Raw genomic sequence first — 23,114 nt, 5'->3', positions numbered from 1 at the left:
ACGCCGCTACTCGGGCTCTCGGTGCGTCCGGGACCTCCGTGCGGCCAAACCAAAGACGAGACCACCGACCAGAAACCAGGGATTCCACAGCAGCAGCGTCCACAGCCGCTGTTCCGGGCTTACGTTTATTTCCGAGCCCGCAGCGTCGGTCAGCAGCAGCACCTCGACGGCGATGCCACGTATTAGCAGCACAGCGCAGGCACACCATCCCAGGGCCTTGACCACCTGTCCTGCCAGACCACGAGGCCGCGGCCTAGCGAGAAGCCATCCCAGCACACCGCCGACAAGGCACAGCAATCCCACGCCCCACAAGCCCACCACCACGAACCACCCAGGGCGTTCCTCGGCCAAGGGCCCCGCCGAGACACTGAGGCCCCAACTGCCGCCCAGCGCCCAGTAAAAATGGAGCACGGCGAAAGCAACCGCCCAGGCACACGCTATGCGCCCCCACAACCCCAGCGTTGTCTTGTCATGCGGAGCTTCATACATAGCGAGGAGCATGCCACTCCTGCGGCACGCCGCCACCAGCGTCGCGAGAAACCAGCACGCCCACCTTCCAGTCGGCCACAACGTGCGACCGAACACGGGTCTGCCGCACGATCGGGTGACATCTGATCTGGCTTGCCCTGTGGGGCGGGTGGGAAGGATGTCGCTGTGCCCAAGCCTTATCCCCAAGAGTTCCGCGAGGATGTCGTACGGGTCGCGAGGAACCGCGGCCCGGGCGTGACGATCGAGCAGGTGGCCGCCGACTTCGGAGTCCACGCGATGACGCTGTGGAAGTGGATGCGCCGGGCGGACATCGACGACGGCACAAAGCCCGGAACGACCAGTCAGGAGAGCACGGAGCTACGGGAAGCGCGTCGACGGATCAAGCTGCTGGAGCAGGAGAACGAGGTCCTGCGCCGGGCCGCGGCCTACCTGTCCCAGGCGAACCTGCCGGGAAAAGGATCTACCCGCTCGTGAAAGAGCTGGCCACGGACGGAATCTCCGTCACGGTCACGTGCCGGGTCCTCAAGCTCGCCCGCCAGCCCTACTACCGCTGGCTCGAACGGCCGGTGACCGATGCCGAGTTCGAGCAGGCCGCTCGCGCGAACGCGTTGTTCGACGCCCACCGCGAGGACCCGGAGTTCGGCTACCGCTTCCTGGCCGACGAAGCCCGCAGCGTGGGAGCCGGCATGGCCGACCGGACCGCGTGGCGGATCTGCCGGGACAACAGCTGGTGGAGCGTGTTCGGCAAGAAGCGCGGCAGGATCAAGAAAGCTGGCCCGCCGGTGCACGACGACCTCGTCCGCCGGGACTTCACCGCCGGCGCACCGAACCGGCTGTGGCTCATCGACATCACCGAACACGTCACGGGAGAAGGGAAGCTGTATCTCTGTGCGGTCAAGGACGTCTTCAGCAAGCGGATCGTGGGCTACTCCATCGACTCGCCGATGAAGTCCCGTCTGGCCGTCGCGGCCCTGGACAACGCTGTTGCCCGACGTGAGAACGTCGCCGGCTGTGTTCTGCACAGCGATCGCGGGTCGCAGTTTCGGTCCCGGAAGTTCGTCCAAGCGCTCGGCCGGCACCAGATCGCCGGCTCGATAGGGAGGGTCGGGGCGGCAGGCGACAACGCGGCCATGGAGTCCTTCTTCAGCCTGCTGCAGAAGAATGTCCTCGACCGACGGAAGTGGGCCAACCGCCAGGAACTACGGATCGCGATCGTGACCTGGATCGAGCGGACCTACCACCGACGCCGCAGACAAGCCTCACTCGGTCGGCTGACCCCCGTCGAATACGAAACCGTCATGACCACACCGGCCCTCCTGGCCGCGTGACCAAACCTGTCACCCAACCCTGCATCAGACCCCCCTTCCTGCGGAGGCTCCTTCCTGGGCATCGGTCCAGCGATGCAGCAAAGGCGAGGTACAGAGAGCTGACGGGCAACGAACTCCCGTCCGGTTACACCGTGGTTCGCCGATGGATGTACCTGGACGACGCCTCGGAGGAAGAGGACGTCGGCAAAGCCGCGGCCTGAGCGCCTCGCGTTCCTGTGCAGTGCCCGGCGGAGCCGCTGCAGAACGCCTCTGCCACCGCTGACCTTCGGATATGCAGCCCGGGGAGCCGTGGGCCCCGTCGACCTAAAACTGCGACAGAACCCGCCATTTATGCGCAAAATCGGCCCGCGCCCCATATCCATCCGTATGCCCGGTCAGCTGCCGCCAGGCTTCTCGGGACGCACACCGGCCCCTGGCTCGGTGGACGTCGGCGACACCGGAAGAGCGACGGCGATCCCTACCAGGGGGCTGCCGGCCTCCTTCGCATGGTCCTGGAACGGATGGCGGACCAGGTAGATGGACAGCAAAGCCTGATCGGGACGCCGTACGGCATTCACCGCCGGACGGGAGGGCAACATGGGCACGCGGGCCGCGCCCGCTCCCGGCTCCTCGCCGATCACGGCGGCGCGGGTCGCGTCGAGCGCGGCGGCGTACTGGTCCTCGTCGAGGTCCACAAGTTCGTTTCTCGGGTTGGACAGTCGTCGGACCGCGAACGATTCCCCAGTGAAGGGTTCGACGGGCCTGCGGACGACCAGTCCGATGCGATGGCTGGCCACCTCGGTCAAACTGGTTGCCCTCGACGGGCTCACCAACTGGACGGTCCACTGCCTCAGCTCGCCCCGGGCCACACATCGGCGGATGTAGGCGCGGAGCCGGTCCATGCGCTCGGTCAGCCGGAGGGAGGCTGGCCGGTAGACATCGAGGAACCGTTCCAGAACCGTCTCGGGCCGCACGTCACTCCACACGAGGTTCCCGTCGGCGTGGGCTTTCTGGGCCGCACGGGGTTCCCCAATGTGCTGGACGAAGCGCTCCAGCTCCCGCAGGTTTTCGTCAAGTGCCTCCGGCGCGAGTGTGAAGCGCAGTGTCTCCCATGACGTACCCGACAGGTTCTGCGGCTCCGCCCCCGCCGACGGCAGGTCGTCGTCCGCGGAAGCACTCCGCAAGACGCGGGCGGGATGCAGTTGCAGTGCCACGTCCCGGGGAGAAATGCCGAGCTCGGCCATCCCTCCTATCTCCTGGCGCTGGTCGTCGAGCATCGCCGTCAGAAGCTCCTGGGCCTCCAGGACCTCGCGGCTGGCGTAGAGGCGGCACAAGTCCGCGTAGGCGGTGCGACGTGCGAGCGACAGGGTGAACTGGCTCAGCGTGTCGTAGGTGGATGAGGATCTGAGGCAGTAGCTGATGGTGAGGCCTTCGAGGACGGTTCCCGGCCCCAGCTTGGTACCGCCCACGGCCACGACACTCAGGCCGTTGCGGTCGTACTCGCGCCATCCGGGCAAGCTGACGGAGCTGCCGTTGACCGACATGACGGTGATCTTGCGGACTGCGGCGAACAGATGCCCGACTACCTCGTCCCACGAGATCTGCGATATGTCCGTGTCCGAGGAGGCTCCGCTCGTCGGGACGAAGTCTGAGCGCCACATGCTTTCGAAGCCGGACATCAGGGAGCTCGCGTGTGGACTGCCCGGCTCTCGGAGGCCGTCAGCGATGCGCCTGACACGCTCGGCCACCTGGTCACGGACCTGTGCCTGCACGGTGACGAACCGGCTGACCGACACCAGCATGGAGTTGTGCGCCCGAGTCTGCCCGCGCGCCCTGCGCACGGCACAGGCCAGCACGAACGCGTCGATCGCGGAGCACAGGGATCCCGGCAATGCGGGAGAGGGCACGTGACCGGAACGGTGTCCTGCGGGCAGCCAGGCTTCCTCGTCCGTCACCAGGCGGACGAGAGGAAGTCGCTCTTCCGGTCCGGCCTGGTGCGGCGGTAGCGGAATGCTGTAGATGAAGTCCGGGACCAGGTGCGAAGAGCAATGCTCAAGACCTGTGGATCGGCCTCGGGTTGGGACGTGAAAGGGCGTACCTTCCCGAGTGATCGATAGGTCACCGAGTAGACCGACGTTGCACCGTCGGTTGGGAGGGCACGCCCATGCTCAGCGTAGTCAACGAGGACGGCACCATTGAGGCCGGTTCCCTGATCGACGAGATCGTCCGGGAGGGCGCCCGGCGAATGCTGGCCGCCGCCCTGGAGGCGGAGGTTGATCAGTACATAGCCGAGCTCGCCGGGCAGCGTGACAAGGCCGGCCGTCGACTGGTGGTCCGCAACGGCCGCCACCGGCCGCGAACGGTGACGACGGCCGCCGGGCCGGTCGAGGTCGCTGTCCCACGCGTGAACGACAAGCGGGTCGACGAGGAGACCGGCGAGCGCAAGCGGTTCTCCTCGAAGATCCTCGCGCCGTGGTGCCGGAAGTCCCCGAAGGTCAGCGAGGTGCTGCCGCTGCTCTATCTGCACGGCCTTTCCTCGGGTGACTTCGTGCCCGCGATGGAGCAGTTCTTGGGCTCGGCGGCCGGGCTGTCGCCGGCCACGGTGACCCAGCTGACGAAGCAGTGGACCGCCGACCACGCGGAGTTCCAGCGCCGTGACCTGGCTGAATCCGACTACGTCTATGTATGGGCCGACGGCGTCCACCCCGAGATCCGCCTCTCGCAGACCCGCTCCTGCCTCCTGGTCCTGATGGGCGTCCGCGTCGACGGGACCAAGGAGCTGATCGCGATCGCTGAGGGCCTGCGCGAGTCGACGGAGTCCTGGGCCGACCTGCTGCGGGACTGCCGTCGTCGCGGGATGACGGATCCGATGCTCGTCGTCGGGGACGGCGCGATGGGATTGTGGCGGGCCCTGGCGGAGGTGTTTCCGCAGGCCAGGCACCAGAGGTGCTGGGTTCACAAGACGCGGAATGTCATGAACGCGCTACCGAAGTCTGCGCAGCCCGGAGCACGAGCGGTCCTGCAGGAGATCTACAACGCCGAGGACCGCGCGCACGCGGAGAAGGCGGTTACCGCGTTCGAGAAGACGTACGGCGCGAAGTGGCCCAAGGCCACCAAGAAGATCACCGGTGAGGTCGACGAGCTGCTGGCCTTATACGACTTCCCCGCCGAACATTGGGTCCACCTGCGCACGACAAATCCTATCGAGTCGACGTTCAGCACGGTGAAGCTTCGGACCAAGGTCACCCGCGGTGCCGGCAGTCCGGCCGCCGCCCTCGCGATGGTCTTCAAGCTCGTGGAATCCGCCCAGGCCCGCTGGCGAGCGGTCACCGCACCCCACCTCGTCGCCCTCGTCCGGGCCGGCGCCCGCTTCTAGAACGGCCACCTCATGGAACGACCGGAAGGCAAGGCGGCATGAACAGCCGGCGCCAGAGCGACGAGCCCGCCGAACACCGGCGATTCGCTCACTACCTCCAGGCCCTGCAGTCCGTCGCCGCGGCCGACGAAGCCGATCTGCTGGCTGCTGTTCTGCGCGATGAGGACACCAGCATGGCCGTCAGCGCGGTGAGCCGACACCTGGACCGCCGGGCCACCGAACTGATCACCGACCCGGCATTCACGGCATGGGCCCAGGCCATGTCCAGGGTGATCGACCAGCACGACTTTCTCACCACCCGACTCCACGAATGGCGCCTGCTCAGGACCCTCGCTCTGAGAGAGCCGTGGGCCGCCGAGGAGCTCACCGATGCCTCCGACTGGCTCCAGCGCACAGCCGTGACCACACAGATCGTCACCGCACCCGACGTCCTGCGACTACTCGCAGAACGCGGGCGGACCCGCCGAGTCCGCAATGCGGCACACCACCGACTCCATCACCTCAAGAAACCAGGCTGACTTAATCCACAAGTCTTGACTATTGCTCCGCTTCTCGTGTAAGTGTCGGTGAGGTCCAGGTCCTCAAACTAGGCCGTGTCTCTCAACTCCGTAGCCAGGTGATGACCCCCGCCAACACTGCTGCAGAACGGTAGACGATCGCGAGCTTGTCGTAGCGCGTGGCCAGGCCCCGCCATTGTTTGAGCAGGTTGAACGACCGTTCTACGACGTTCCTACGTTTGTAGGTCTCGGTGTCCAAGGTTCGAGTCCTGCCGCCGGCACGGCCCTTTCTCTTGCGATTTGCCTGCTGGTCGATACGTTCGGGGATGACAGCGCGTGTACCGCGGCACGCGAGGTCTGCGCGGATCTGCTTGGAGGAGTACGCCTTATCTCCGAGCAGGGCGTCCGGTGTGGTTCGTGGCCTGCCTCGGCCGCATCGCGGGACCCGGATATCGCCCAGCAGAAGCGGCAGGATCTGTCCGTCGTGGACCTGGCCCGGGGTGACCACGATGGCCAGTGGGCGGCCGTTGCCGTCCACGGCATGATGGATCTTGGTTGTCAGGCCGCCGCGGGATCGGCCTGCTGCGTGCGCCGCGGGTTCACGGTCGATCACCGTAGCCTCGCTCTCGCCGCGGCGGGTGGCAGCGCCGGTGTCCGACTCGGGCCGAGTCGTGTTCGTGGCGTGCTGATGAGCCCGGTTGATCGTCGAGTCCACTGAGACCGTCCAGTCGATCTCGCCGATCGAGTCTGCCTGGGAGGTCAGTCGCGCCAGAACCGAGTCCCACGTGCCGTCAGCGGCCCACCTGCGATGTCGCTTCCACACCGTCTGCCAGGGTCCGAACACCTCGTGGGGCAGGTCTCGCCAGGGGATCCCGGTGCGGTACCGGTAGATGATTCCCTCGATGACGCGGCGGTGGTCGGCGAACGGGCGCCCTACCTTCCCCGTATTACAGGGAAGGTAGGGCGCCAGGCGTGCCCACTGTTCGTCTGTCAGTAGGCGCGTGCGCCCGCTTGTGGTCACCGAGGCCGGTAGGCAGTGGCCAGCACGGACACGGTGACCTGGTCGGGCACGAGACCGTAATCGCCCAGGTCCGAACCGTTCAGATGGCGTGCGCTCGGCGTCATCCCCACCAGATCAAGAGCCTCCGGTCGGGTCAAGGACGTGACGTACTCCACCAGCTCGGTACCCGCGGCCTCGAAGAAAGGGGTCAGCACCTTGTGCAGACGACGTTCCTTGGCCGGGTCGATCGCGACCATTCCGGGCACCTGGCTGCGCAATTCGAGCAGGTGCCGCCCGGTCGGACGTACCACGACCAACCGACCACCCGGGCGCAACACCCGGTGAAACTCGGATGGGTTGCGCGGGGCGAACACGTCCAGCACGACGTCGGCCATCCCGTCGGCCAGCGGCAGGGGGCGGAAAACGTCCCAGGCCGCAGCGGCTGCTCGCTCATGGGCACGGGCCGTCGCGCGCAGGGCGCGCACCGAGGTGTCCAGACCCAGACCGCGGGCACCGGGCAACTGCTCGAGGACGCCGGCCAGGTAGTAGCCAGTGCCGCACCCCACGTCCACCACGGTGCTCTGCCCGGGCACGGCGTCGGCCGCCAGGTGAGCCACGATCCGGCGGATCGGCCCGTACCTGCCGGTGGCCAGAAACCGGTCCCGGGCTCGGGCCATGGCCGCGTCGTCGCTGCTGGTGGCACGGGCGCCCGTCAGGAGGCTGACATAGCCATGACGGGAGATGTCGAAGGTGTGGCCCGCCGGGCAGCGCAGCGCGCCGCGGCCGGGGTGGAGACAAGCGCCGCACGTCGGACAGCGCAGGAGATCGAGGAACGATTCGAGGGCAGGGGGAAGCGAAACAGGCACAAGACACTCCTGGCAACGGTGAAGGGAAGGGACCGTGCCTGCACGCGCGCTCAGAAGATGGCCGTCCAAGGAGGACGGATCGGCGGCGGCCCTCGATGCGGGCAGCGCCGAAACGCGGGTCACGCGGCAGGCATACCGAGGAGGGCGATGCCGTCCGGCATCGCCCTCACAGCCTCCCGATCAGTGGAAGCAGCAGTGCGGAGTGCTCATGAATGCCACACCACGATTCTACGAGGCTCGGCCGAAGCCTCTCGCGCGTGCCCGCAGTTAAGAGACACGGCCTAGCCGGCCGGGCCCGCCCCGACCACGGGCCCGACCACCGCAGGCCAGGGCCAACACGCTGCTCCTGGACCACGATCCCGGCCGCCGCGCCGGCACCCCGTTGCACGGGAGCCCGGCGGCCGGGGCGATCGGTGATGCGCTGCCCGTACGATGACTGGCGTTGTTCACGAGATTCGGTTCTGGCACACATTCCGTGAAAGATCTCGCTGGCTCTCGCCAGCAGGAGGCGCGCGCGCCATGTGAGCTGCGCGGACCACGTGTCACCGGGGTCCGGTGAGGCCGGACTCAAGATCGCTCACGGAATGTGTGCCAGAACCGACCGCGGGAGTCGTTTCGATGTGACTGTGGGAGTCACTGGCTGAGCGAGTTCGCGATTTGTTCTGATGTCACCAGGGGGCTTGCGGCGTTCGCCTCCCGCCCGCGTGACCGCTTTCGGGTCGTCTGTCCCGGCCGCCGTCCGTGGGCCATACGGACCATCAAGTGCCGCCGTTCGATGGATACGGCGGTCGGGTCCGATGCGGCTGTCGTCCGGCTGGGACACCTTCCTTGCGGGCGCACCGGGGGATACGCCCCTACCCGAAGAGGAACCCGGTGTCGTGCGGGTTCCGAACCGCTTGCCCGTCGTTCACCTAGGTAGTTGCAGGAAGGACCCTCGACGTGTCTGATCCAGTCGTCCTCATCACGGGAGCGCTCACCGGTATCGGCCGCGCCACAGCCTTGGCTTACGCCCGTCAAGGCGCGAACCTTGTGGTCTCCGGCCGCCACGAGGACGTGGGTGAGCAGTTTGCCAGGGAGCTGGCCGACCTCGGTGCCCCGGCCGAGTTCGTGCGTGCCGACGTCCGCTTCGACGCCGATGTGAAGGACCTCGTCGACCGCGCGGTCGCTCGGTTCGGGCGGATCGATGTCGCCTTCAACAACGCCGGCACCGAGGGAACACCCGGCCCTGTCACCGAGGTGACCGACGAGAGTTACCAGGCCACCTTCGACACCAACGTCAAGGGAACGCTGCTGTGCCTGAAGCACGAGTTCCGGGTCATGAGGGAACAGGGCGGCGGTAGCATCGTCAACGTCAGCTCCGGCTACGGCCTGATGGGTTACCCCGGGGCGACCTTGTACGTCGGGAGCAAGCACGCCGTCGTCGGCATCACCAAGGCGGCCGCACTCGAGGGCGCCGCTCACGGTATCCGGGTCAACGCGGTCGCGCCTGGCTACACCCGGACCGCGATGTACGAGCGGTTCACCGGGGACGACACGGCGCGTGACGCGGTCGATTCGGTGCTTCCCATGCACCGGGCGGGTGCCCCGGAGGAGATCGCCGAGGCCGTCCAGTACCTGGGTTCCGACAAGGCGAGCTACGTCACCGGGCACATCCTCCTTGTCGACGGCGGCCTGATGGCAGGTGGGCCCCTGTTCCCGAGTTCGTGAATCGCGAGGTCGGCGCAGGCCGTGTCGGCCTCGGCGGTGCGGTGCCCGCTTGACGGGATGTTCCGGTTCTCATCATGCCCAAGCGGGCGGCCCCGCAGCACATGAGCGACATCAAAAGTCGGGCTCTGGTCCACTTCTTGGGCTCTGTCGCTATTTTGGGGGTAGTTGGGCATCGATCTTGTGTGATGGGTGGGGTTCGCGTCGCGGACGTTCTGTTGCCGGGTGTCGGGGTTCAGGTCGAGGAAGTGGCACTCACGGATACGGAGGTTCGGCTGGCTGTGCGGTCGCAAGCCGCGTCGGCCGCATGTCCCGACTGCGGACGAAGATCCTCAAAAGTGCACTGCTACTACCCGCGGGCTCTGGCGGATCGTCCGGTCGCAGGCAAGCGTGTACGACTGGAACTACGGGCCCGCCGGCTCGTGTGCGGGAACGATCAATGCGACCGACGGACGTTCGCCGAGCAGATACCGAACCTGACCCGGCGCCACGCACGCCGCACGGACGCTCTCACTGCCCAGCTCACCGACATGGCCCTGTTCCTGGGCGGCCGGGCAGGAGCACGCCTCTGCGAACGCATGGCTATCGGCACCTGCAAGGACACTCTGCTCCGGCTGATCCGCGCGCTGCCGCTCCCGTCCTCGGGCTCGGTCCCGCTTCTCGGCGTCGACGAGTTCGCCGTGCGACGCGGACGGACCTACGCGACGATCCTCATCGACATGTCCACCCACCGTCCGCTCGACGTGCTTGCCGATCGCGCCGCGAGCACCTTCGCGTCCTGGCTGCGAGATCATCCCGAGGTGCGGATGATCTGCCGCGACCGCGCCGACTCCGACGTACCGCGTACCGGGGGCGTGCCGCTGGCTCCTGCAGGATTCGCCTGGCCCATGTGCGGCTCCTGCTGTGGAGGTTCGCTGCAGTTCGTCGCTCATCTCCCCGTCGTGCCCGAGACCGGAGCGACGCTGCTGCCCGCCACCTCAGCCATCCGCACCCACGTCGTGACGCTCGATCCCGAAGAGAACTACGACACGACGACCTCGCGCCTGACGCATACGACCTTGCCCGTTCGGGATGGAAGTGGGAACCCGAAGAACGATTTGGGAAGCAACGCGAAGTGCTCGGGTCACTCGGAGGCAGCCCCTCCTACTTTGAGGACGACCGACTGCCCGCATGCCCCTCCTGCACCGGCACGACGGAATTCGCGGCACATCTGGAGGAAGGGATCTCCGCGCAGACCGCGATGAACCTCGGCGGCCAGCTGGACTACGCCTTCGTCTGCCGCACCTGCCGCGAAGGTGCCTTCCTCACAGACTGAGCACACCACACTGCAGCCGATGCTCCGTCAGCCGCCCACTGCTGCAGCGGCAGTGCCTGACTGTAATCCGGTGACTGCGCGGATGGAGAGCGCCATTCGCCGACGGTGAAGTCTGGGTGTGCCCAGGGGACTCCATCCCGCTGTACGGTCGGGCGGGTACCGCAGCCATCGACACGGGAGCCGAAATGGGACCGGATCATGTTCCTGATTGGTTCTGGGAAGTCCTGGAAGCGACACGACCGCGCCTGTCTGCCCTTGAATTGTGGTTGAAGTCCCAGCCGCGGGAAGTCCTTGAAGCCTTCGCGCTCGCGTACGAGTCCGCAGCTGATTCGCTGGCCGACTTTTCGGAAGGCGTGAGCGTGGATGGGGACGCCTGGTCCGAAGACAGCACCGAAGATCTGTGCATGTGGGTGGTCGGGCAGGGCTGCGGGCTATGGAGCTCGGTGATCGCAGGAGAAGTGCAGTTGGAAGAGGCTGCACAGATGTATCTGGGCCGTGCGCGGCCGCTTCCAGACTGCGTAGTGCCGTGGGACGAGGATGTCTCGGACCCAGAGCACAGGGGCTACCAGTCTCCCTGGACCATCGTCCACGGCATCTACCGGACGCGTTTTGCCGAAGAACTCCATGAACGGTTTAGGGTGCCTGAGGAGGTTGCCCGGCCGGGCAGATAGCGCGGCGGGGCCCGCGGCATAGACGTCGCTCGTCTCCCGCCTGCCCGCCGTCAGCATGCTCGAAGCCAAGGCGGGACCAGACGAGATGCGTCTGCGCCAGCCGCCCCGGCGGCGAGATCTGGACACCGGCGTGGGTCGGCGTTCCGGTCCGCTGCGATAGCCGATTGGTGATTTCCCTCTCTGTCAGCACCGGGGCCGCTGTGCGGTCAGGGGTTTGGCCAGAACCACGAGGGCTGCTCCCAGCACCGCGCCGAGCACCGGAGCGAGCAGGTAGACAGGTGGGTGGTGTCCTGGGCCAGGAGCGCCGGACCGAACTGTCGTGCCGGGTTGGCCGATCCGCCGCTGAGGGGACCGAACGTCGCGATGATGACCGCGGTGGCGAGCCCCACCGCGCAGGGGAGCAGTCTGCGGCCGGCCGGGTGTGCCAGGAGCACGGAGAGCATCATGGTCAGCAGGACGAGGACTCCGGTCTCCGCCGTGAGGATCGCGGTGGCGTCCCATGCCGGTTCGGCGTGGACGGTCGCGTAGTCGACGGGCAGCGCTCGGCCATCGACGCTCAACACTCCATGAAACAAACCGAATCAGCCCGGTCCGCAGCACCCAAGACCGGACACCGAACCGAGAACCACTCAGGCAAGGAAGCGAAGACTCCCAGGGGAAACTCGCGACTCTGATCGTGCCCATTCGTACGAGGTGGTGCACGTTCACTTGTACGCCGACACCGGATGCCGCAGCGCGCATCACCAGCATGTGCGTGTTCGGCGCTCATCGCTGCCGGAGCCAGTCCACCGCCTGGGCGGCCGCGAACCCGATGAAGGCGTCGCGCGCGGGAACCCTCGAACGAGCGTCGACGGCCCTGGTGAAAACGGCCGCCGCGTACCGGCCCCCGTCGGGGTACTCCACCACGCCGATCTCGTTGCGCACCGTGGGAAGGGTGCCGGTCTTGCCGCTGACCCTGACCTCGTCGCCGAAGCCGGAACGCAGCCTGTGCGGCCACACTTGTAGTTCCGTCCAGCGCCGGACATCCGCGCAGGCCGCAGCGGGCGCGGCTTCGTCGCGCCAGATCAGTCCCAGCAAGCGAGTGGCTCCTGTGCGCTGGTCCGGCAGGTCGCTTCGGGAGTCAGTGCGCGCAGCTCGCGGATCCGTTCGGCCGGCAACGCGGCCAGGATCCGCTCGTCGTCCCGGTGCGGGACCGCCGTCTGCGGAAGCTCCAGTCGCTCCAACGACTCGGCAACCGCAGCCTTGCCCACCCTTTCGAGGATGAGGTCGGTGGCGATGTTGTCGCTGACACCGATCATCAGCACAGCCAGGTCGTGCCAGGACATCGTGACCTCCTGGTGAAACGTGGCGAGGCCGTACGAACCGGGGGTCGAGCGTCCCGGTGCCACCGTGACTCGCTCGGCAAGATCGACGGCGCCATCGGCCGCCTGCCGGGCGAGTTCCAGCCCGACGGGGACCTTGAACACGGACGCGGTGACCACCGGTTCTGCGGCGTCGATGCCCGTGGTGACCTCGGGCTGATGCCAGCTCTCGGGCTTCGCGAAGGTGAGGACGCCACCGTGCCGACGCGGCCGTCCGCCTTTCGGCCCGGAGCGGGCGGGGCCGGGGTCGCGGAGCATGACGCGGTCCGAGCGCAGGCGTCCGATCAGGACGACCGGCAGGTCCGCGAGAGCGTGGGAGAGGTAGGCGACGTCGCAGCCGGAGTCCATCGTGATCAGGACCTTGGGATCGCCGGGCTGCCAGTGTCCGGCCTGTGTCAACCGCTCGACGACATCACGCAGTTGGGCGGCGGTGACGGTGGTTGAGTCGTCGGCCGGCCCGAGGCGCACAGCGTCCAGCAGCGCGACCCAGGAGGTGCGGCCGGCCTCCAGGGCGGCGACGAAGGAGTACGGCCAGCCCGGCACGAACTGGTCCGTCTTGCGGTCGCCGCGTCCGTAGACGTGGCAGAAGAGCCGGTCGTCGCTGGTGGGGGCGTCGGGGCGGAGCCAGTTGCTCACGTCGACGGCCAGCACGATCCTGCCGTCGGCCGCCTTCGGCAGCGGCAAGCCGGCCAGCGTGCGACGCAGTCGGGCCGGCTCCAGCCAGCCCCGGTCCAGCGCGGCGTACAGGGCGCCGTGCCCACGCCGGCGCTCGACCGCGAGCGACAGCTCGACCAGGGTCTTCACCGGCCCATCCGCGCACAGCACCGCGTCGGTGAGCTCGAAGAGTGTGTCCGTGCGGGCGTAGAGGCATTCGTAGAACTCAACCCGAAAGCGGGACAGGAGACCCAATGCTCGGCCTGCGGGCGCGTCGACGGGGAGACTCATAGGCAGCGGCCGTTCTCTCGTGCTTCGTGACTCGACATCTCGAAGCGTGGAGAACGGCCGTCTCCGCTGTCTCGGGAAGTACCGCAGCTCAGCAGGTCGGGTGACCTGCGAGGTTAAACGACAAGCTCAGACACCCACACACCCAACAACGTGACAGCGCCGTACGGAGGGATGGACCCTATCTGTCGTCAAACCCTGTCATCTATCACCAATCGCGGTGCGGCACACCAGGCCGTCCAAGATGAGGGTCAGGCCAGCCTCAAATGCCGACTCATAGTCGATCACGGGCATGTCCGCCGGTGAATCTGAGCCGTCGCCAGAGTCAGCGTCCGCCTGCTCCTCCAGGACACTGCCGACCGTGAAACGGCTGGCGGTCAGCATCGCCATCTGCGCGTCCCGCTCAGGTACTCCGGAGGTGATCAGGAAGTCCATCTTGCGGCGGATCTGGTCGAGGTCGTTGGCGGGGGTGCTGCCTGCGTGGAGGCGTGCGCCGTCCCGGCGCATCAGCAGGGTGCGCCGGAAGCTTCGCGTGTTGTCCAGGAACCAGTCGCGCCAGTCGTCGTCGGGCATGGGCAGCGGGGCGGCCGCATGCGGTGCCATCGCCGCCTCCGCCATGGCGGCGAGGAGATCCTTCTTGGTGCGGAAGTACCAATAGAGCGATGGCTGCTCGACACCCAGCCGCTTCGCCAGCCGCCGCGTACTGACCATGTCCAGCCCGACCTCGTCGAGCAGGTCGAGCGCTTCGGAGACGACGATCTCACGGTTCAGCTTGGTCACGTTGACGAATCTATCACTGATAGATGACCCTGGAGACGAATCATTCACTGATAGATTTCGGGGTGACCGGCATGGCCAACGGATCGGGAACGCGCCCCCTTCGGGTCCTTGTTGCCGGCGGCGGGATAGCAGGCCAGGCGCTGGCTTTCTGGCTCACGCGGGGCGGCCACAGGGTGACCGTCGTCGAACGCTTTTCGGCGCTGCGGGCCACCGGGGCGCAGGTCGACCTTCGGGGGCAGGGCATCGAGGCCGTCGAGCGGATGGGGCTTCTTGACGCCGTCCGCGGCAAGCTGGTGGACGAGGCGGGTGTCGCCTTCGTCGACGCGCGCGGCAGGGCCAAGGCGACGATCATGGCCAACACCTCCGGCCGTGGCCGACAGACCCTCACCTCCGAGTACGAGATCATGCGCGGTGACCTGGTGCGCATCCTGCACGACGCGTCGAAGGCGGACACTGAGTACGTCTTCGGCGTGAGCGTGGACGGCTTCGAGCAGGACGAAAAGAAGGTCATCGCGCACTTCTCCGACGGCTCCTCCGGCGAGTTCGACCTCCTGGTCGGCGCGGACGGGGAGGGATCGCGCACCCGTCGGGCGATCCTCCCCGCGGACTTCGACCCGTACTGGCGGGTCGGCATCCACATGGCCTACTGGTTCATCCCGCGCACAGCGTCCGACAGCAACATCCGGGACACTTACATGATCCCGGGCGGCCGTCAGGTCATGCGCCGCAGCCACAACCCAACCAAGACCCAGGTGTACTTCGTGATGCGGGAGGAGTCCGAGGAGGCCTCGGCGATCCACCGGAAACCCGTCGAGCGCCAGCGGGAGTTCTGGGCGAGCAGGTTCCGCGACGCGGGCTGGCAGACCGAGCGCTTCATCGACGGCATGCGGACGAGCCCCTTCTTCTACTCCCAGGAGATCGTCCAGGTCCGAACCGACACCTGCCCAGCGGATGCTGGGAGCGGGGCGGTCCGGCCGTGGCCGGGGAACCGGTGCGCCGAGATCGGTGCACCCGTCGAGAACGCCGTTCGCGCGCTTGACCGCGTCTCGGTAGCGCGCGACGACATCGGCCACGCTGTCCGCCGGTGAGGCTTGGAACGTCGCCTGCCAGTCGGTGACGTCATCCCCGAGGAACATCGAGCGCTCGACGAAAGTCAGGTGGTTGAGCAGGCCGAGCAGGTTTGTGCCCGACGACACTGCGGCCGTTCGCACCTGCGGCTCGGGGGCACCATCGACCTTCGCGGCGATCGAGGTCCGGAGGTAGTCGAGGAATCCGCGCAAGACCTCGATCTCGTCGCTTCCGGTCCGGGGCGGCGGGGTGTCGCGGTGGCGGTTGCGGCGTGTGGTGCTGGGCATCGTGGTCTGCCTTCCTTTGTCGAGGGCGGGCGCCGACCGCCGTGTCAGGCGGTGCGGCGGATGAGGAGGACGTGGTCGGTGACCTCGGCGGTGCGCCCGTCCGGTCCGGTTGCGATCCGGCGGGGTGCGTCGGCCCGCTCGACCGTCCATGTCTCCGGAGCCAGGTCGATACCCGCGGCGACCTCCCGCGGGCTCGGGTAGCGGATGTCGGGATCCTGGTTCCACGACCACGGCGCGGCCGAGCCGTGGTCGACGACCAGCAATCGCCCGCCCGGTCGCAGTGCGTGCGCAGCCGAGCGCAGTACGGTTGCCCGGTCCAGGTCAAAGGGGGTGTGCAGGTAGTGGGCGCAGACCAGGTCGAATCCGCTGGGCGGGAAAGACTTGTGCAAGTCGGCCCGCACGGTGGTGACGCGGTCACCCAGGCCGTGTGAGCGGGCGAGGACGGCGAGCCGCTCGACCGCCACGGCCGAGATGTCGGCGGCGGTGACCTGCCACCCCTGGCTGGCGAGCCACAGCGTGTCGCCGCCGTCGCCGCATCCGAGGTCCAACGCGTCACCGGGCGGCAGGCCCGTCACCGTCTCGGTGAGGCGAGCATTCGGCTGCGGGTTGCCGGCTGCCGGTCGGGCCGCGTAGACGCTGTCCCAGAAGGCGACCGCTTCGGTGGTGCTCATCAAGACTCCTTGTGTCGGTAGGCGCTCAGTCTTGTCAGGCGCACCACGACCTGGCACGAAATCTTGCGGTAATGGCAAGATGGCCGCGTGGATCGCAAGACGGACGACGACGTGCTTGGCGCGGTGGGGCCGCGGCTTCGTGCTCTGCGTCGTGACCGCGGCATCACGCTCGCCGACCTCGCGGCGACGACCGGCGTGTCGGAGAGCAGCCTGTCCCGGCTGGAGAGCGGGCAGCGCCGGCCGAGCCTGGAACTGCTGCTGGCGCTGGCCCGTATCTACGACGTTCCGCTGGACGACCTCGTCGGTGCCCCGCGCACCGGCGACCCCCGGATCCACCTCAAGCCGATCAGCCGGTTCGGAATGACCTTTGTGCCCCTGTCGCGGCGACCGGGCGGTGTGCACGCGTTCAAGATGATCATCCCTGCCCACCCGGAACCACTCGAACCGACCCCGCAGACCCACGAGGGCTTCGAATGGCTCTATGTGCTCAACGGGCGCCTGCGACTCGTGATCGGCGACCGCGACCTGACGCTGCCGCCCGGTGAGGCAGCCGAGTTCGACACGTCCTTGCCCCACTGGCTGGGCAGCGCCGACGGCGGCGTGGTTGAGCTTCTCATCCTGTTCGGCCTGCAAGGGATGCGTGCGCACGTACGCACCGGCCCTCATCGGTCGTCTCAGGCCGAAAGCCGACGGTGAACTCAGCGAGAGATTCTGTATTCCCGTCAGCAGTGAGCCTCACCGCGCAAACGCCGCAGTCGACAATGTCACGCCCGCAGAGATCGACCAGGTCGAACGCCAGTGGACACGGCAAACCGTGTCGCTCCGGCGTCCCCGCTGCTCGGACGAGTCGGAACTTCCGCCCGATCAACGTGCGTACCCGCGCGGCGGTCCACACCTGGCCGTCCGCCCAGCCGTGCGCGGCCCCTCAGCAAGCCACATCGCGAGCTTGGTCTGCAGGTGCGGGCCGAGCCGACAGTCGTAGCCGCAGGGGCCTCTGGAACGCAACGCCTCGCGTCCGCCCGTCCCCCAGGTGCGGCGCCACTGGTGGACCGACTTCTCACTCACCCGTAACTCCCGGGCGATGCAAGGGACTTCCACGCCCTCATCGAAGAGGTCAACGGCCCGCATCCGTATCGCTTCCCGGCGCCTGCGCTGCTCGGCGGTCAGCCCGCCCCCGTCCGGATACCGCATGCCTCCGGCATACCGGCCCGGACGGACCGCGTCACCCCTCCCGACACAAATCCAGACCCCGAAACGCCGAAATCAGTAAGCCTTACGCGCCCCTTCGGCCTCGTCGCGGGCACGAGCCGCGGCTGTGTGATCACCGGCCAGAGCGTGTGCTTCGGCCAGGGTGTCGAGGCCGACGGCCAGCCACCTGCTGGAGTCGATCTGCCTCCAGAGCATGACGGCGGGCACTGTCACGTTGTTGGGTGGGTGTCTGACGGCGTGACAGGGTGTGGTGCGGTCGGGTTCCGGCTGTGTGTTCAGGGTGTGGTGGGCAGGCCGGTGGCGCCGGTGATCTGCTCCCAGATGGTGAAGCGGACGGTCATTTCGGCGCGGTAGTCGGGTGCGGCCATGAGGTGGCGGCGGGGTCGGAAGTGGGGTGAGATGCCGCTGAACGCGGACAGGAAGCGTTGTGCTCCGCCGGCGGAGCGGAAGCCTTTCATCGCGCGTTCACGCTGTCTGGTGGGCTGATGACCGTTCTCGGCCCGGTTGTTCAGGCCCTTGTGGGAGCGATGCTCGACGGAGGGCATGACCTCGCGGTGAGCGGCACCGTAGGAGCGAAGCTTGTCCGTGACGACCACCCGCGGTACCGCACCGGTCTTCTTCATCAGCCTGCGAAAGAAGCGCCGGCCGCGGCTTTGTCCCGCTTCCCTGGACGAGGATGTCGAGCACGTTTGCGTCCTGGTCGACGGCCCGCCACAGGTACTCCCGCTCGCCGTTGATCTTGATGAAGACCTCGTCCAGATGCTTCCCAATGCCGATGTCAAGCCGCCGTCGTCACTGAGGGTATGACCTGGTAGCACCGTCGGTCACGGATCAGAGCCCACAGGACGTTGACGCGACGGCGTGCGAGCGCGAGGACGGCCTGGACGTGCCGTTTCCCCTCGGCGCGCTTGCGGTCGTAAAACTTCCGTGAGTTGGGGTCTCGTTGGACGCTGACCAGCGCGGAGATGTAGAAGACGCGCTGCAGGCGACGGTGGTATCTCGTCGGTCGGTGGTCGTTACCGCTGACCTGGCCGGAGTCGCGTGGGGCGGGGACCACGCCGGCGAAGGCCGCGAGCCGGTCGGCCGTGGGGAAGGCGTCCAGGCTGCCGCCGACGGCGACGAGGAACTCGGCACCGAGGATCGTGCCGATGCCGGGCATGGACTGGATCACGTCGGCCAGTTCGTGTTCGCGAAACCGGCCCTCGATGAGTTTGTCGGTCTCGGTGATCTTCTCGTTGAGGACCATCACCTCCTTGGCGAGGGTGTGCACCATCTTCGCGATGGCCTTCTCACCCACGACGGCGGTGTGCTGGCGCTCGGCGGCCTCAACCACCTTCTCGGCGAGGGCAGCAGCGTTGCAGACCTTGCGGTTGCGCAGCCAGGCGGTCAGCCGCCGACTGCCCGCGCGGCGGATCGCTGCCGGTGTCTGGTAACCGGTTAGCAGCACCAGCGGGCCGACGTTACCCAGGTCGAGGGCCCGTTCCAGGGCCGGAAACATGCTGTTCAGCAGGGCCTTGAGCCGGTTGGTGGTGCGGGTGCGGTCGGCGACCAGATCGACGCGGTGGTCGGTCAGCAGCCGCAGCTCGAGCGTGGCTTCGTCGCCGGGGCGGATCGGCTGGAGGTCGCGGCGCATCCGGGCCTGGTCGGCGATCACGCGGGCGTCACGGGCGTCCGTCTTGCCCTGGCCGCGGTAGCTGTCGGTGGCCCGGTTGACCGCGATACCGGGGATGTAGACGAGCTCCTGGCCATGGTTGACCAGAAGGGCGATCAGCAGGCCGGGCTCGCCGCCGGTCATGTCAAGCGCCCAGGTCGTCTTGCCGCCGTCGGCGAGGTCCAGGACGTCACCGATCAGCTTCAGCAGTTCCGGCTCGTCGTTGGCCACCCGACGCGACAGCAGCGTGTCGCCCTCGCTGTCCAGGACCAGGCAGTGGTGGTGGGTCTTGCCGCAGTCGGTTCCCGCCCATATCCGGCTCATCGTGCTCCATTCGGTCGTACATGCCTTGCGTACCACGGACGACCTCGCCGGCATTGCTCTACACAGCGACTTGTTCGCACTTCCCAATCGGCGGCCGAGTCGTCGTGGGGAGCCAGGCGGCCAAGCACCTGAAGCCACGAACGGCAGCCACTTGTCAGCCACACCCAGCTCCCCTGGGTGTCCTCACCCTACGAACGGGAGGACCAACCCGTTCAAGAAGGTAGAGCCACTTGTCCCCGGGCCGGGGCCGTCGGCGGCGCAGTCCGTCGGCGTAGGCCAGCCCGAACTTCACACACCACCGGCGGACCGTCTCGTACGAGACGGTGACACCGCGCCGGAGCATCAGCTCCTCCACCTCACGGAAGCTGAGCGGAAAGCGGAAGCACAGCCACACGCAGTGGGAGATGACCTCGACCGGGTACCGGTGCCCCTTATACGACGGCAACGCGCTCACCACGGACGATCCCCCTCCAGCATGATCAACGTCGAGGTTCCTCCCACGCCGCCCGCCAACGTGACAGTGCCCTACCGGCACATCCGGCCTCCGGCGACAACCGTGGTGCCTGCTGCCGCTTGACGAACCATAGGGGCATCTATTGGCTGCCGTCTCGGCGCTGGTGTCGCTGCCCATTGGCTCGTCGCGGCGTGAGAGGCACTGACGCTGGTGGCTCAGCCGACCCCCGGCCGTCGCCACAGGTCGATGGGTACGTGCCGCACCGCCCGCCCCGCCTCGTCGAGGATCCAGCCCATGCGCTTGGGATTGCCGAGCGTGAGGGAGCGGTCGGCCACAGCGATCTCCGGAAAACGCTCGGCGATGTACGACTCCAGGCGCAGCACGTCGGGCGTGCAGCGCACCCAGCTGTTGACCACCAGGTTGTGGTTCGAGGTGGTCGCCGCGCACATCCGCACCTCCGGCAGCGCGGCCAGTGCGGGGCCGACCCGGGCCAGGGCGTCGGAGGGCACGTTCGCGTGGAAGGTGGCGAACACCGGATACGGCGAGTAGGTGTGGGCCACCTCGCAGCGCGGCAGCGCGGCCCCCGTGCGCACCATCCACGCCACCCGGCGCCGCACCGTCGACTCACTCATTCCCGTGCGCCGGGCCAATTCGCCGTATCCGGCGCGCCCGTCGGCGCCGAGTGCGAGCAGCGGCTCCCGGTCGGCCTCGGCCGGTGCGGGATCGACGTCACCCACCGCGGGGGGCGTCCCGGAGCGGACTGTCTCGCGCTGGTCGCGGCTGATGGCGCGAATGTCCCAGCGGGAGCCCTCGGTGAAGAACCGGGTGACGATCCGGCTGTGTGTGGCACGCACCCCGGGCAGTCTCCCGAGGACCTCGGTGTGCAGCCGGGAGAGGTCGGCCAGCGAGTCCACCATGACGTTGAGGGACAGGTCGTGATGGCCCGCTGTGTGCTCGATGCTGGCGATCTGCGGTTGCTCGGCAAGCGCGGCCGAGATCGCTGGGATGCGGCCGGGTTCGCAGTCCACGCCGACGATGGCGACACAGTGGTGGTGGTTGACGAAGGCTCCGCCGTACGCGGTCACCCAGACCAGGCCCTGGGCGCGCAGCCGCTCCCAGCGCCGCGCCGCTGTCACCGGGCTGACCTCGATGGCCCTTCCTACCCGCGCCCAGGACGCGCGGGGCGAGGTCTGGAGCGCATTGACCAGGGACAGGTCCAGCTCGTCCAGGAAGCCGGTGGCGGAATCGGTCACTGTGGCATCTCTCCTGAATGAATTATGCAGAAATCCATGGGGTGCACTCCAGGAGTTTCAAGCTCCTTGTGTGATTTGGCAACGGCCGCCGGCCGTCCGCCGCGGTGGCTGTCCGTCTCTCGGCAGCCGACCACCGACTCGCGACATGTCTCGGAGTTCGCCATGCGCCTTCCGTGGTTGCTGACGGCCGTGCCTGTAGTGGCCCTGCTGTCAGCTGTCTGGCTGCCTTTCGTCAACGGACCGCACTTGTGGTTCGGCATGCCGTCCCTGCTGGTCTGGTCCGTCGTCTGGGTCCTCGCCCTGACCCCTGCCCTCGCCTTCGTCGAGCGGCGCCGCACTGCGCTCGCTGCCGACCCCCAAAACCTCCAGGAGGAGCGCCGATGAGCACCGTCCTTGTCGTCTGCGTCGTCGGCATAGTCGTCATCGGCCTACTCGGAATGATGGGCCGTCGCAAGCCCGCCGCCAATCTTGAGGAGTGGAGCGTCGGAGGCCGTAACTTCGGCGCCCTGACCACCTGGTTCCTGCAGGCTGGGGAGATCTACACGACCTTCACGTTCCTGGGCCTCGCGGGCCTGGCCTTCAGCTCCGGTGTCGCAGTCGTCTACGCCCTGCCGTACCTGCCCATCGCCTACGTCGGCCTCTACGTCATCAGCCCGATCGTGTGGCGCATGGGGCGAGAACGCGGCCATGTCACGCAAGGCGACTTCTTCGCCGATCGCTACCGCAGCCCCCTGCTCGGCACCGTCACCGCTGTCTTCGGCGTGCTCTTCCTGCTGCCCTATCTGCAACTGCAGATCACCGGACTCGGCCTGGTCGTCGAACTCGCCACCGGCAAGGACAACGTCGGCACCCCCGCGATGATCCTCGCCTCGGTGCTCATCGTTGCCTTCGTGTTGTGGTCCGGCATCCACGGTGTCGCCAGAACCGCGTACTTCAAGGACGCCCTGATGTTGGTCGTCCTGATCGTCCTGCTCGTCGCTGTCCCCGCCCACTTTCATGGCGGGCTCGGCAGCCTCGGCGGTGAACTGCGCTCCCACCACAGTGAGCTGCTCAGTGTCCCGCACAGTGGCCCGCACGGCACCGTCTGGTTCTTCACCGCGATGCTGACCAGTCTGTTCAGTGTGCTGTTCATGACGATGCCTCACGGTTGGCCCGCGGTCATGGCCGCCGACTCCGAGCGCGCCCTGCGTAAGAACAGCATCTGGATGCCCGTCTACGGAGCTACCCAGGCCATCCCGATCATCGTAGGCTTTGTCGCGATCACCGCGCTCTCGGCTCCCGTGAACGGGAACAACGGAGTCCTGCTCACCCTGGTCTCCCAGGCACTGCCCGCTTGGCTCGTGGGCGTCGTGGCCGTCGCAGCGGCCGCCACTGCCATGGTCCCGGCCGCCGCCATCGTGCTCGGCATGTCGACCATGGTGGCCCGCAATGTGCTGCGCGTACAGGACCCCCGTCGCGCGCTCATCGTCAACCACACCACTGTGGTGGCCGGTGTCGGGGTCGCCCTCGTTTTGGGTATCACCCGGCCCGACGCTCTCGCCAACCTGCTCCTGCTCACCTACAGCGGCCTCACCCAGATGGCCCCGGCGACGGCCGCCGCCCTGACCAGGCGCCCGTTGCTGCGCGCACCAGCGGCGGGGGCGGGCATCGTCGCCGGCGAGGCCGTCCTCATCTGGCTGACCTTCGGCGGCATCTACGACGGTCCGGTGAGCCACGGTCTCATCTCCCTGGCGGTCAACGTCCTGGTGGCAGTGGTGGCCGAGGCGGTCTTGCGCCTGCGGGGCAGCCGTGCCGCCGAGGAGGAGCGAGAGGCCCCGGCGCCGGCCCCGACACCCGTGCGCTGACCTCGCAGTCCCTTCCCCGAAGACACACCGTCACGAGCGACCGTC

Annotated in this window: 20 protein-coding genes and 7 pseudogenes; 11 read left to right on the top strand and 16 right to left on the bottom strand. The window is 67.7% G+C overall.

From position 1 onward, the window contains the following. Positions 1–6: 6 nt before the first annotated feature. Positions 7–489 carry a DUF3995 domain-containing protein gene (locus OG842_RS42450; protein ID WP_266737520.1) on the bottom strand — a complete coding sequence of 161 codons (483 nt, stop codon included), beginning with the start codon at positions 487–489 and terminating at the stop codon, positions 7–9. Positions 490–654: 165 nt separating this feature from the next. On the opposite strand from OG842_RS42450, the gene OG842_RS42445 reads away from it, so the two are divergent. Continuing rightward, a protein-coding gene (locus OG842_RS42445; protein ID WP_266737521.1) for an IS3 family transposase occupies positions 655–1,817 on the top strand; the annotation gives its coding sequence in 2 pieces (ribosomal slippage) (positions 655–939 and positions 942–1,817; 1,161 coding nt in all). Positions 1,818–2,191: 374 nt separating this feature from the next. Here the strand turns inward: OG842_RS42445 and OG842_RS42440 are convergent. After that, positions 2,192–3,703: a Z1 domain-containing protein gene (locus tag OG842_RS42440; RefSeq protein WP_328512734.1), complete on the bottom strand. Its 1,512-nt coding sequence runs from the start codon at positions 3,701–3,703 to the stop codon at positions 2,192–2,194. Between the two features lie 257 nt (positions 3,704–3,960). On the opposite strand from OG842_RS42440, the gene OG842_RS42435 reads away from it, so the two are divergent. Further along, positions 3,961–5,172 (top strand): IS256 family transposase, encoded by a 1,212-nt coding sequence (locus OG842_RS42435; protein WP_266737529.1) that lies wholly within the window; start codon positions 3,961–3,963, stop codon positions 5,170–5,172. A gap of 38 nt (positions 5,173–5,210) precedes the next feature. Next, positions 5,211–5,690, top strand: a complete 480-nt coding sequence (locus tag OG842_RS42430) for a hypothetical protein (RefSeq protein WP_266501566.1) — start codon at positions 5,211–5,213, stop codon at positions 5,688–5,690. Between the two features lie 82 nt (positions 5,691–5,772). On the opposite strand, the gene OG842_RS42425 is transcribed toward OG842_RS42430, so the two are convergent. After that, the gene (locus tag OG842_RS42425; protein ID WP_266737531.1) at positions 5,773–6,690 is read right to left on the bottom strand and encodes an IS5 family transposase; all 918 of its coding nucleotides are present in this window, start codon (positions 6,688–6,690) and stop codon (positions 5,773–5,775) included. Next, entirely contained in the window at positions 6,687–7,535 is an 849-nt protein-coding gene (locus OG842_RS42420; protein ID WP_266738098.1) for a putative RNA methyltransferase, read from the bottom strand. Before OG842_RS42420 ends, OG842_RS42425 begins: the two co-directional genes overlap by 4 nt. Before the next feature lie 939 nt (positions 7,536–8,474). On the opposite strand from OG842_RS42420, the gene OG842_RS42415 reads away from it, so the two are divergent. The 4 genes and pseudogenes from OG842_RS42415 to OG842_RS42405 all read left to right on the top strand — a co-directional run bounded on the left by OG842_RS42415 (position 8,475) and on the right by OG842_RS42405 (position 11,225). Further along, positions 8,475–9,242 (top strand): SDR family NAD(P)-dependent oxidoreductase, encoded by a 768-nt coding sequence (locus tag OG842_RS42415; protein ID WP_266737533.1) that lies wholly within the window; start codon positions 8,475–8,477, stop codon positions 9,240–9,242. A 74-nt stretch (positions 9,243–9,316) separates the two neighbouring features. Next, positions 9,317–9,658: pseudogene (locus tag OG842_RS45490) on the top strand (transposase family protein); the annotation flags it as partial. 111 nt (positions 9,659–9,769) lie between these two features. Further along, the gene (locus OG842_RS42410) at positions 9,770–10,483 is read left to right on the top strand and encodes a transposase (protein WP_266737534.1); all 714 of its coding nucleotides are present in this window, start codon (positions 9,770–9,772) and stop codon (positions 10,481–10,483) included. A gap of 256 nt (positions 10,484–10,739) precedes the next feature. Next, positions 10,740–11,225 carry a hypothetical protein gene (locus tag OG842_RS42405; protein ID WP_266737535.1) on the top strand — a complete coding sequence of 162 codons (486 nt, stop codon included), beginning with the start codon at positions 10,740–10,742 and terminating at the stop codon, positions 11,223–11,225. Between the two features lie 206 nt (positions 11,226–11,431). On the opposite strand, the gene OG842_RS42400 is transcribed toward OG842_RS42405, so the two are convergent. The 4 genes and pseudogenes from OG842_RS42400 to OG842_RS42385 all read right to left on the bottom strand — a co-directional run bounded on the left by OG842_RS42400 (position 11,432) and on the right by OG842_RS42385 (position 14,308). Beyond that, on the bottom strand, positions 11,432–11,785 hold the full coding sequence (locus tag OG842_RS42400) for an aquaporin (protein ID WP_266737536.1): 354 nt from the start codon (positions 11,783–11,785) through the stop codon (positions 11,432–11,434). A 205-nt stretch (positions 11,786–11,990) separates the two neighbouring features. After that, complete coding sequence (locus OG842_RS42395) at positions 11,991–12,302, bottom strand: serine hydrolase (RefSeq protein ID WP_266737538.1); 312 nt, start codon at positions 12,300–12,302, stop codon at positions 11,991–11,993. Positions 12,303–12,454: 152 nt separating this feature from the next. Next, positions 12,455–13,531, bottom strand: a pseudogene (locus OG842_RS42390) (transposase); the annotation flags it as partial. Between the two features lie 198 nt (positions 13,532–13,729). Continuing rightward, positions 13,730–14,308, bottom strand: coding sequence for a TetR/AcrR family transcriptional regulator C-terminal domain-containing protein (locus OG842_RS42385; RefSeq protein WP_266737542.1), 579 nt, complete (start codon positions 14,306–14,308; stop codon positions 13,730–13,732). Between the two features lie 71 nt (positions 14,309–14,379). Between OG842_RS42385 and OG842_RS42380 the strand changes: the two are divergent. Further along, positions 14,380–15,249: pseudogene (locus OG842_RS42380) on the top strand (FAD-dependent monooxygenase); the annotation flags it as partial. On the opposite strand, the pseudogene OG842_RS42375 reads toward OG842_RS42380, so the two are convergent. Beyond that, positions 15,250–15,663 (bottom strand): annotated as a pseudogene (locus tag OG842_RS42375) (mycothiol transferase); the annotation flags it as partial. It lies immediately after the preceding pseudogene. Positions 15,664–15,707: 44 nt separating this feature from the next. Beyond that, entirely contained in the window at positions 15,708–16,334 is a 627-nt protein-coding gene (locus OG842_RS42370; RefSeq protein ID WP_266737544.1) for a class I SAM-dependent methyltransferase, read from the bottom strand. 87 nt (positions 16,335–16,421) lie between these two features. Between OG842_RS42370 and OG842_RS42365 the strand changes: the two genes are divergently transcribed. Then, entirely contained in the window at positions 16,422–17,030 is a 609-nt protein-coding gene (locus tag OG842_RS42365; RefSeq protein ID WP_266737545.1) for a helix-turn-helix domain-containing protein, read from the top strand. Positions 17,031–17,178: 148 nt separating this feature from the next. Here OG842_RS42365 and OG842_RS45485 read toward each other — a convergent pair. From OG842_RS45485 to OG842_RS42340, 6 genes and pseudogenes are all read right to left on the bottom strand, one after another. Beyond that, a pseudogene (locus tag OG842_RS45485) lies at positions 17,179–17,525 on the bottom strand (helix-turn-helix domain-containing protein); the annotation flags it as partial. Positions 17,526–17,597: 72 nt separating this feature from the next. Then, entirely contained in the window at positions 17,598–17,738 is a 141-nt protein-coding gene (locus OG842_RS42360; protein WP_266737547.1) for a hypothetical protein, read from the bottom strand. Positions 17,739–17,818: 80 nt separating this feature from the next. Next, positions 17,819–18,335, bottom strand: a pseudogene (locus tag OG842_RS42355) (IS6 family transposase); the annotation flags it as partial. After that, positions 18,322–19,518: an IS110 family transposase gene (locus OG842_RS42350; RefSeq protein ID WP_266726579.1), complete on the bottom strand. Its 1,197-nt coding sequence runs from the start codon at positions 19,516–19,518 to the stop codon at positions 18,322–18,324. The pseudogene OG842_RS42355 and the gene OG842_RS42350, both read right to left, overlap by 14 nt. Before the next feature lie 226 nt (positions 19,519–19,744). Beyond that, positions 19,745–19,975, bottom strand: a pseudogene (locus OG842_RS42345) (IS6 family transposase); the annotation flags it as partial. 212 nt (positions 19,976–20,187) lie between these two features. Continuing rightward, complete coding sequence (locus OG842_RS42340; RefSeq protein WP_266737549.1) at positions 20,188–21,225, bottom strand: Lrp/AsnC family transcriptional regulator; 1,038 nt, start codon at positions 21,223–21,225, stop codon at positions 20,188–20,190. Between the two features lie 162 nt (positions 21,226–21,387). Between OG842_RS42340 and OG842_RS42335 the strand changes: the two genes are divergently transcribed. Both OG842_RS42335 and OG842_RS42330 read left to right on the top strand, forming a co-directional pair. Next, positions 21,388–21,609 carry a hypothetical protein gene (locus OG842_RS42335; protein ID WP_266737551.1) on the top strand — a complete coding sequence of 74 codons (222 nt, stop codon included), beginning with the start codon at positions 21,388–21,390 and terminating at the stop codon, positions 21,607–21,609. After that, positions 21,606–23,069: a sodium:solute symporter family protein gene (locus tag OG842_RS42330; protein ID WP_266737552.1), complete on the top strand. Its 1,464-nt coding sequence runs from the start codon at positions 21,606–21,608 to the stop codon at positions 23,067–23,069. Before OG842_RS42335 ends, OG842_RS42330 begins: the two co-directional genes overlap by 4 nt. The last annotated feature ends 45 nt before the right edge of the window (positions 23,070–23,114 follow it).

The sequence above is a fragment of the Streptomyces sp. NBC_00376 genome (assembly GCF_036077095.1).
In the GTDB taxonomy this organism is placed as follows: Bacteria; Actinomycetota; Actinomycetes; order Streptomycetales; family Streptomycetaceae; genus Streptomyces.
The sequence above is the reverse complement of the archived record's forward strand: the minus strand, read 5'-3'. Positions and strand labels throughout refer to the sequence as shown.

Coding starts and splice junctions, on each gene's coding strand:
- OG842_RS42450 (WP_266737520.1), bottom strand. CDS start 489: ATGTATGAAGCTCCGCATGACAAGACAACGCTGGGGTTGTGGGGGCGC.
- OG842_RS42410 (WP_266737534.1), top strand. CDS start 9,770: ATGGCCCTGTTCCTGGGCGGCCGGGCAGGAGCACGCCTCTGCGAACGC.
- OG842_RS42430 (WP_266501566.1), top strand. CDS start 5,211: ATGAACAGCCGGCGCCAGAGCGACGAGCCCGCCGAACACCGGCGATTC.
- OG842_RS42350 (WP_266726579.1), bottom strand. CDS start 19,518: ATGAGCCGGATATGGGCGGGAACCGACTGCGGCAAGACCCACCACCAC.
- OG842_RS42330 (WP_266737552.1), top strand. CDS start 21,606: ATGAGCACCGTCCTTGTCGTCTGCGTCGTCGGCATAGTCGTCATCGGC.
- OG842_RS42360 (WP_266737547.1), bottom strand. CDS start 17,738: ATGCTCTGGAGGCAGATCGACTCCAGCAGGTGGCTGGCCGTCGGCCTC.
- OG842_RS42335 (WP_266737551.1), top strand. CDS start 21,388: ATGCGCCTTCCGTGGTTGCTGACGGCCGTGCCTGTAGTGGCCCTGCTG.
- OG842_RS42435 (WP_266737529.1), top strand. CDS start 3,961: ATGCTCAGCGTAGTCAACGAGGACGGCACCATTGAGGCCGGTTCCCTG.
- OG842_RS42405 (WP_266737535.1), top strand. CDS start 10,740: ATGGGACCGGATCATGTTCCTGATTGGTTCTGGGAAGTCCTGGAAGCG.
- OG842_RS42370 (WP_266737544.1), bottom strand. CDS start 16,334: ATGAGCACCACCGAAGCGGTCGCCTTCTGGGACAGCGTCTACGCGGCC.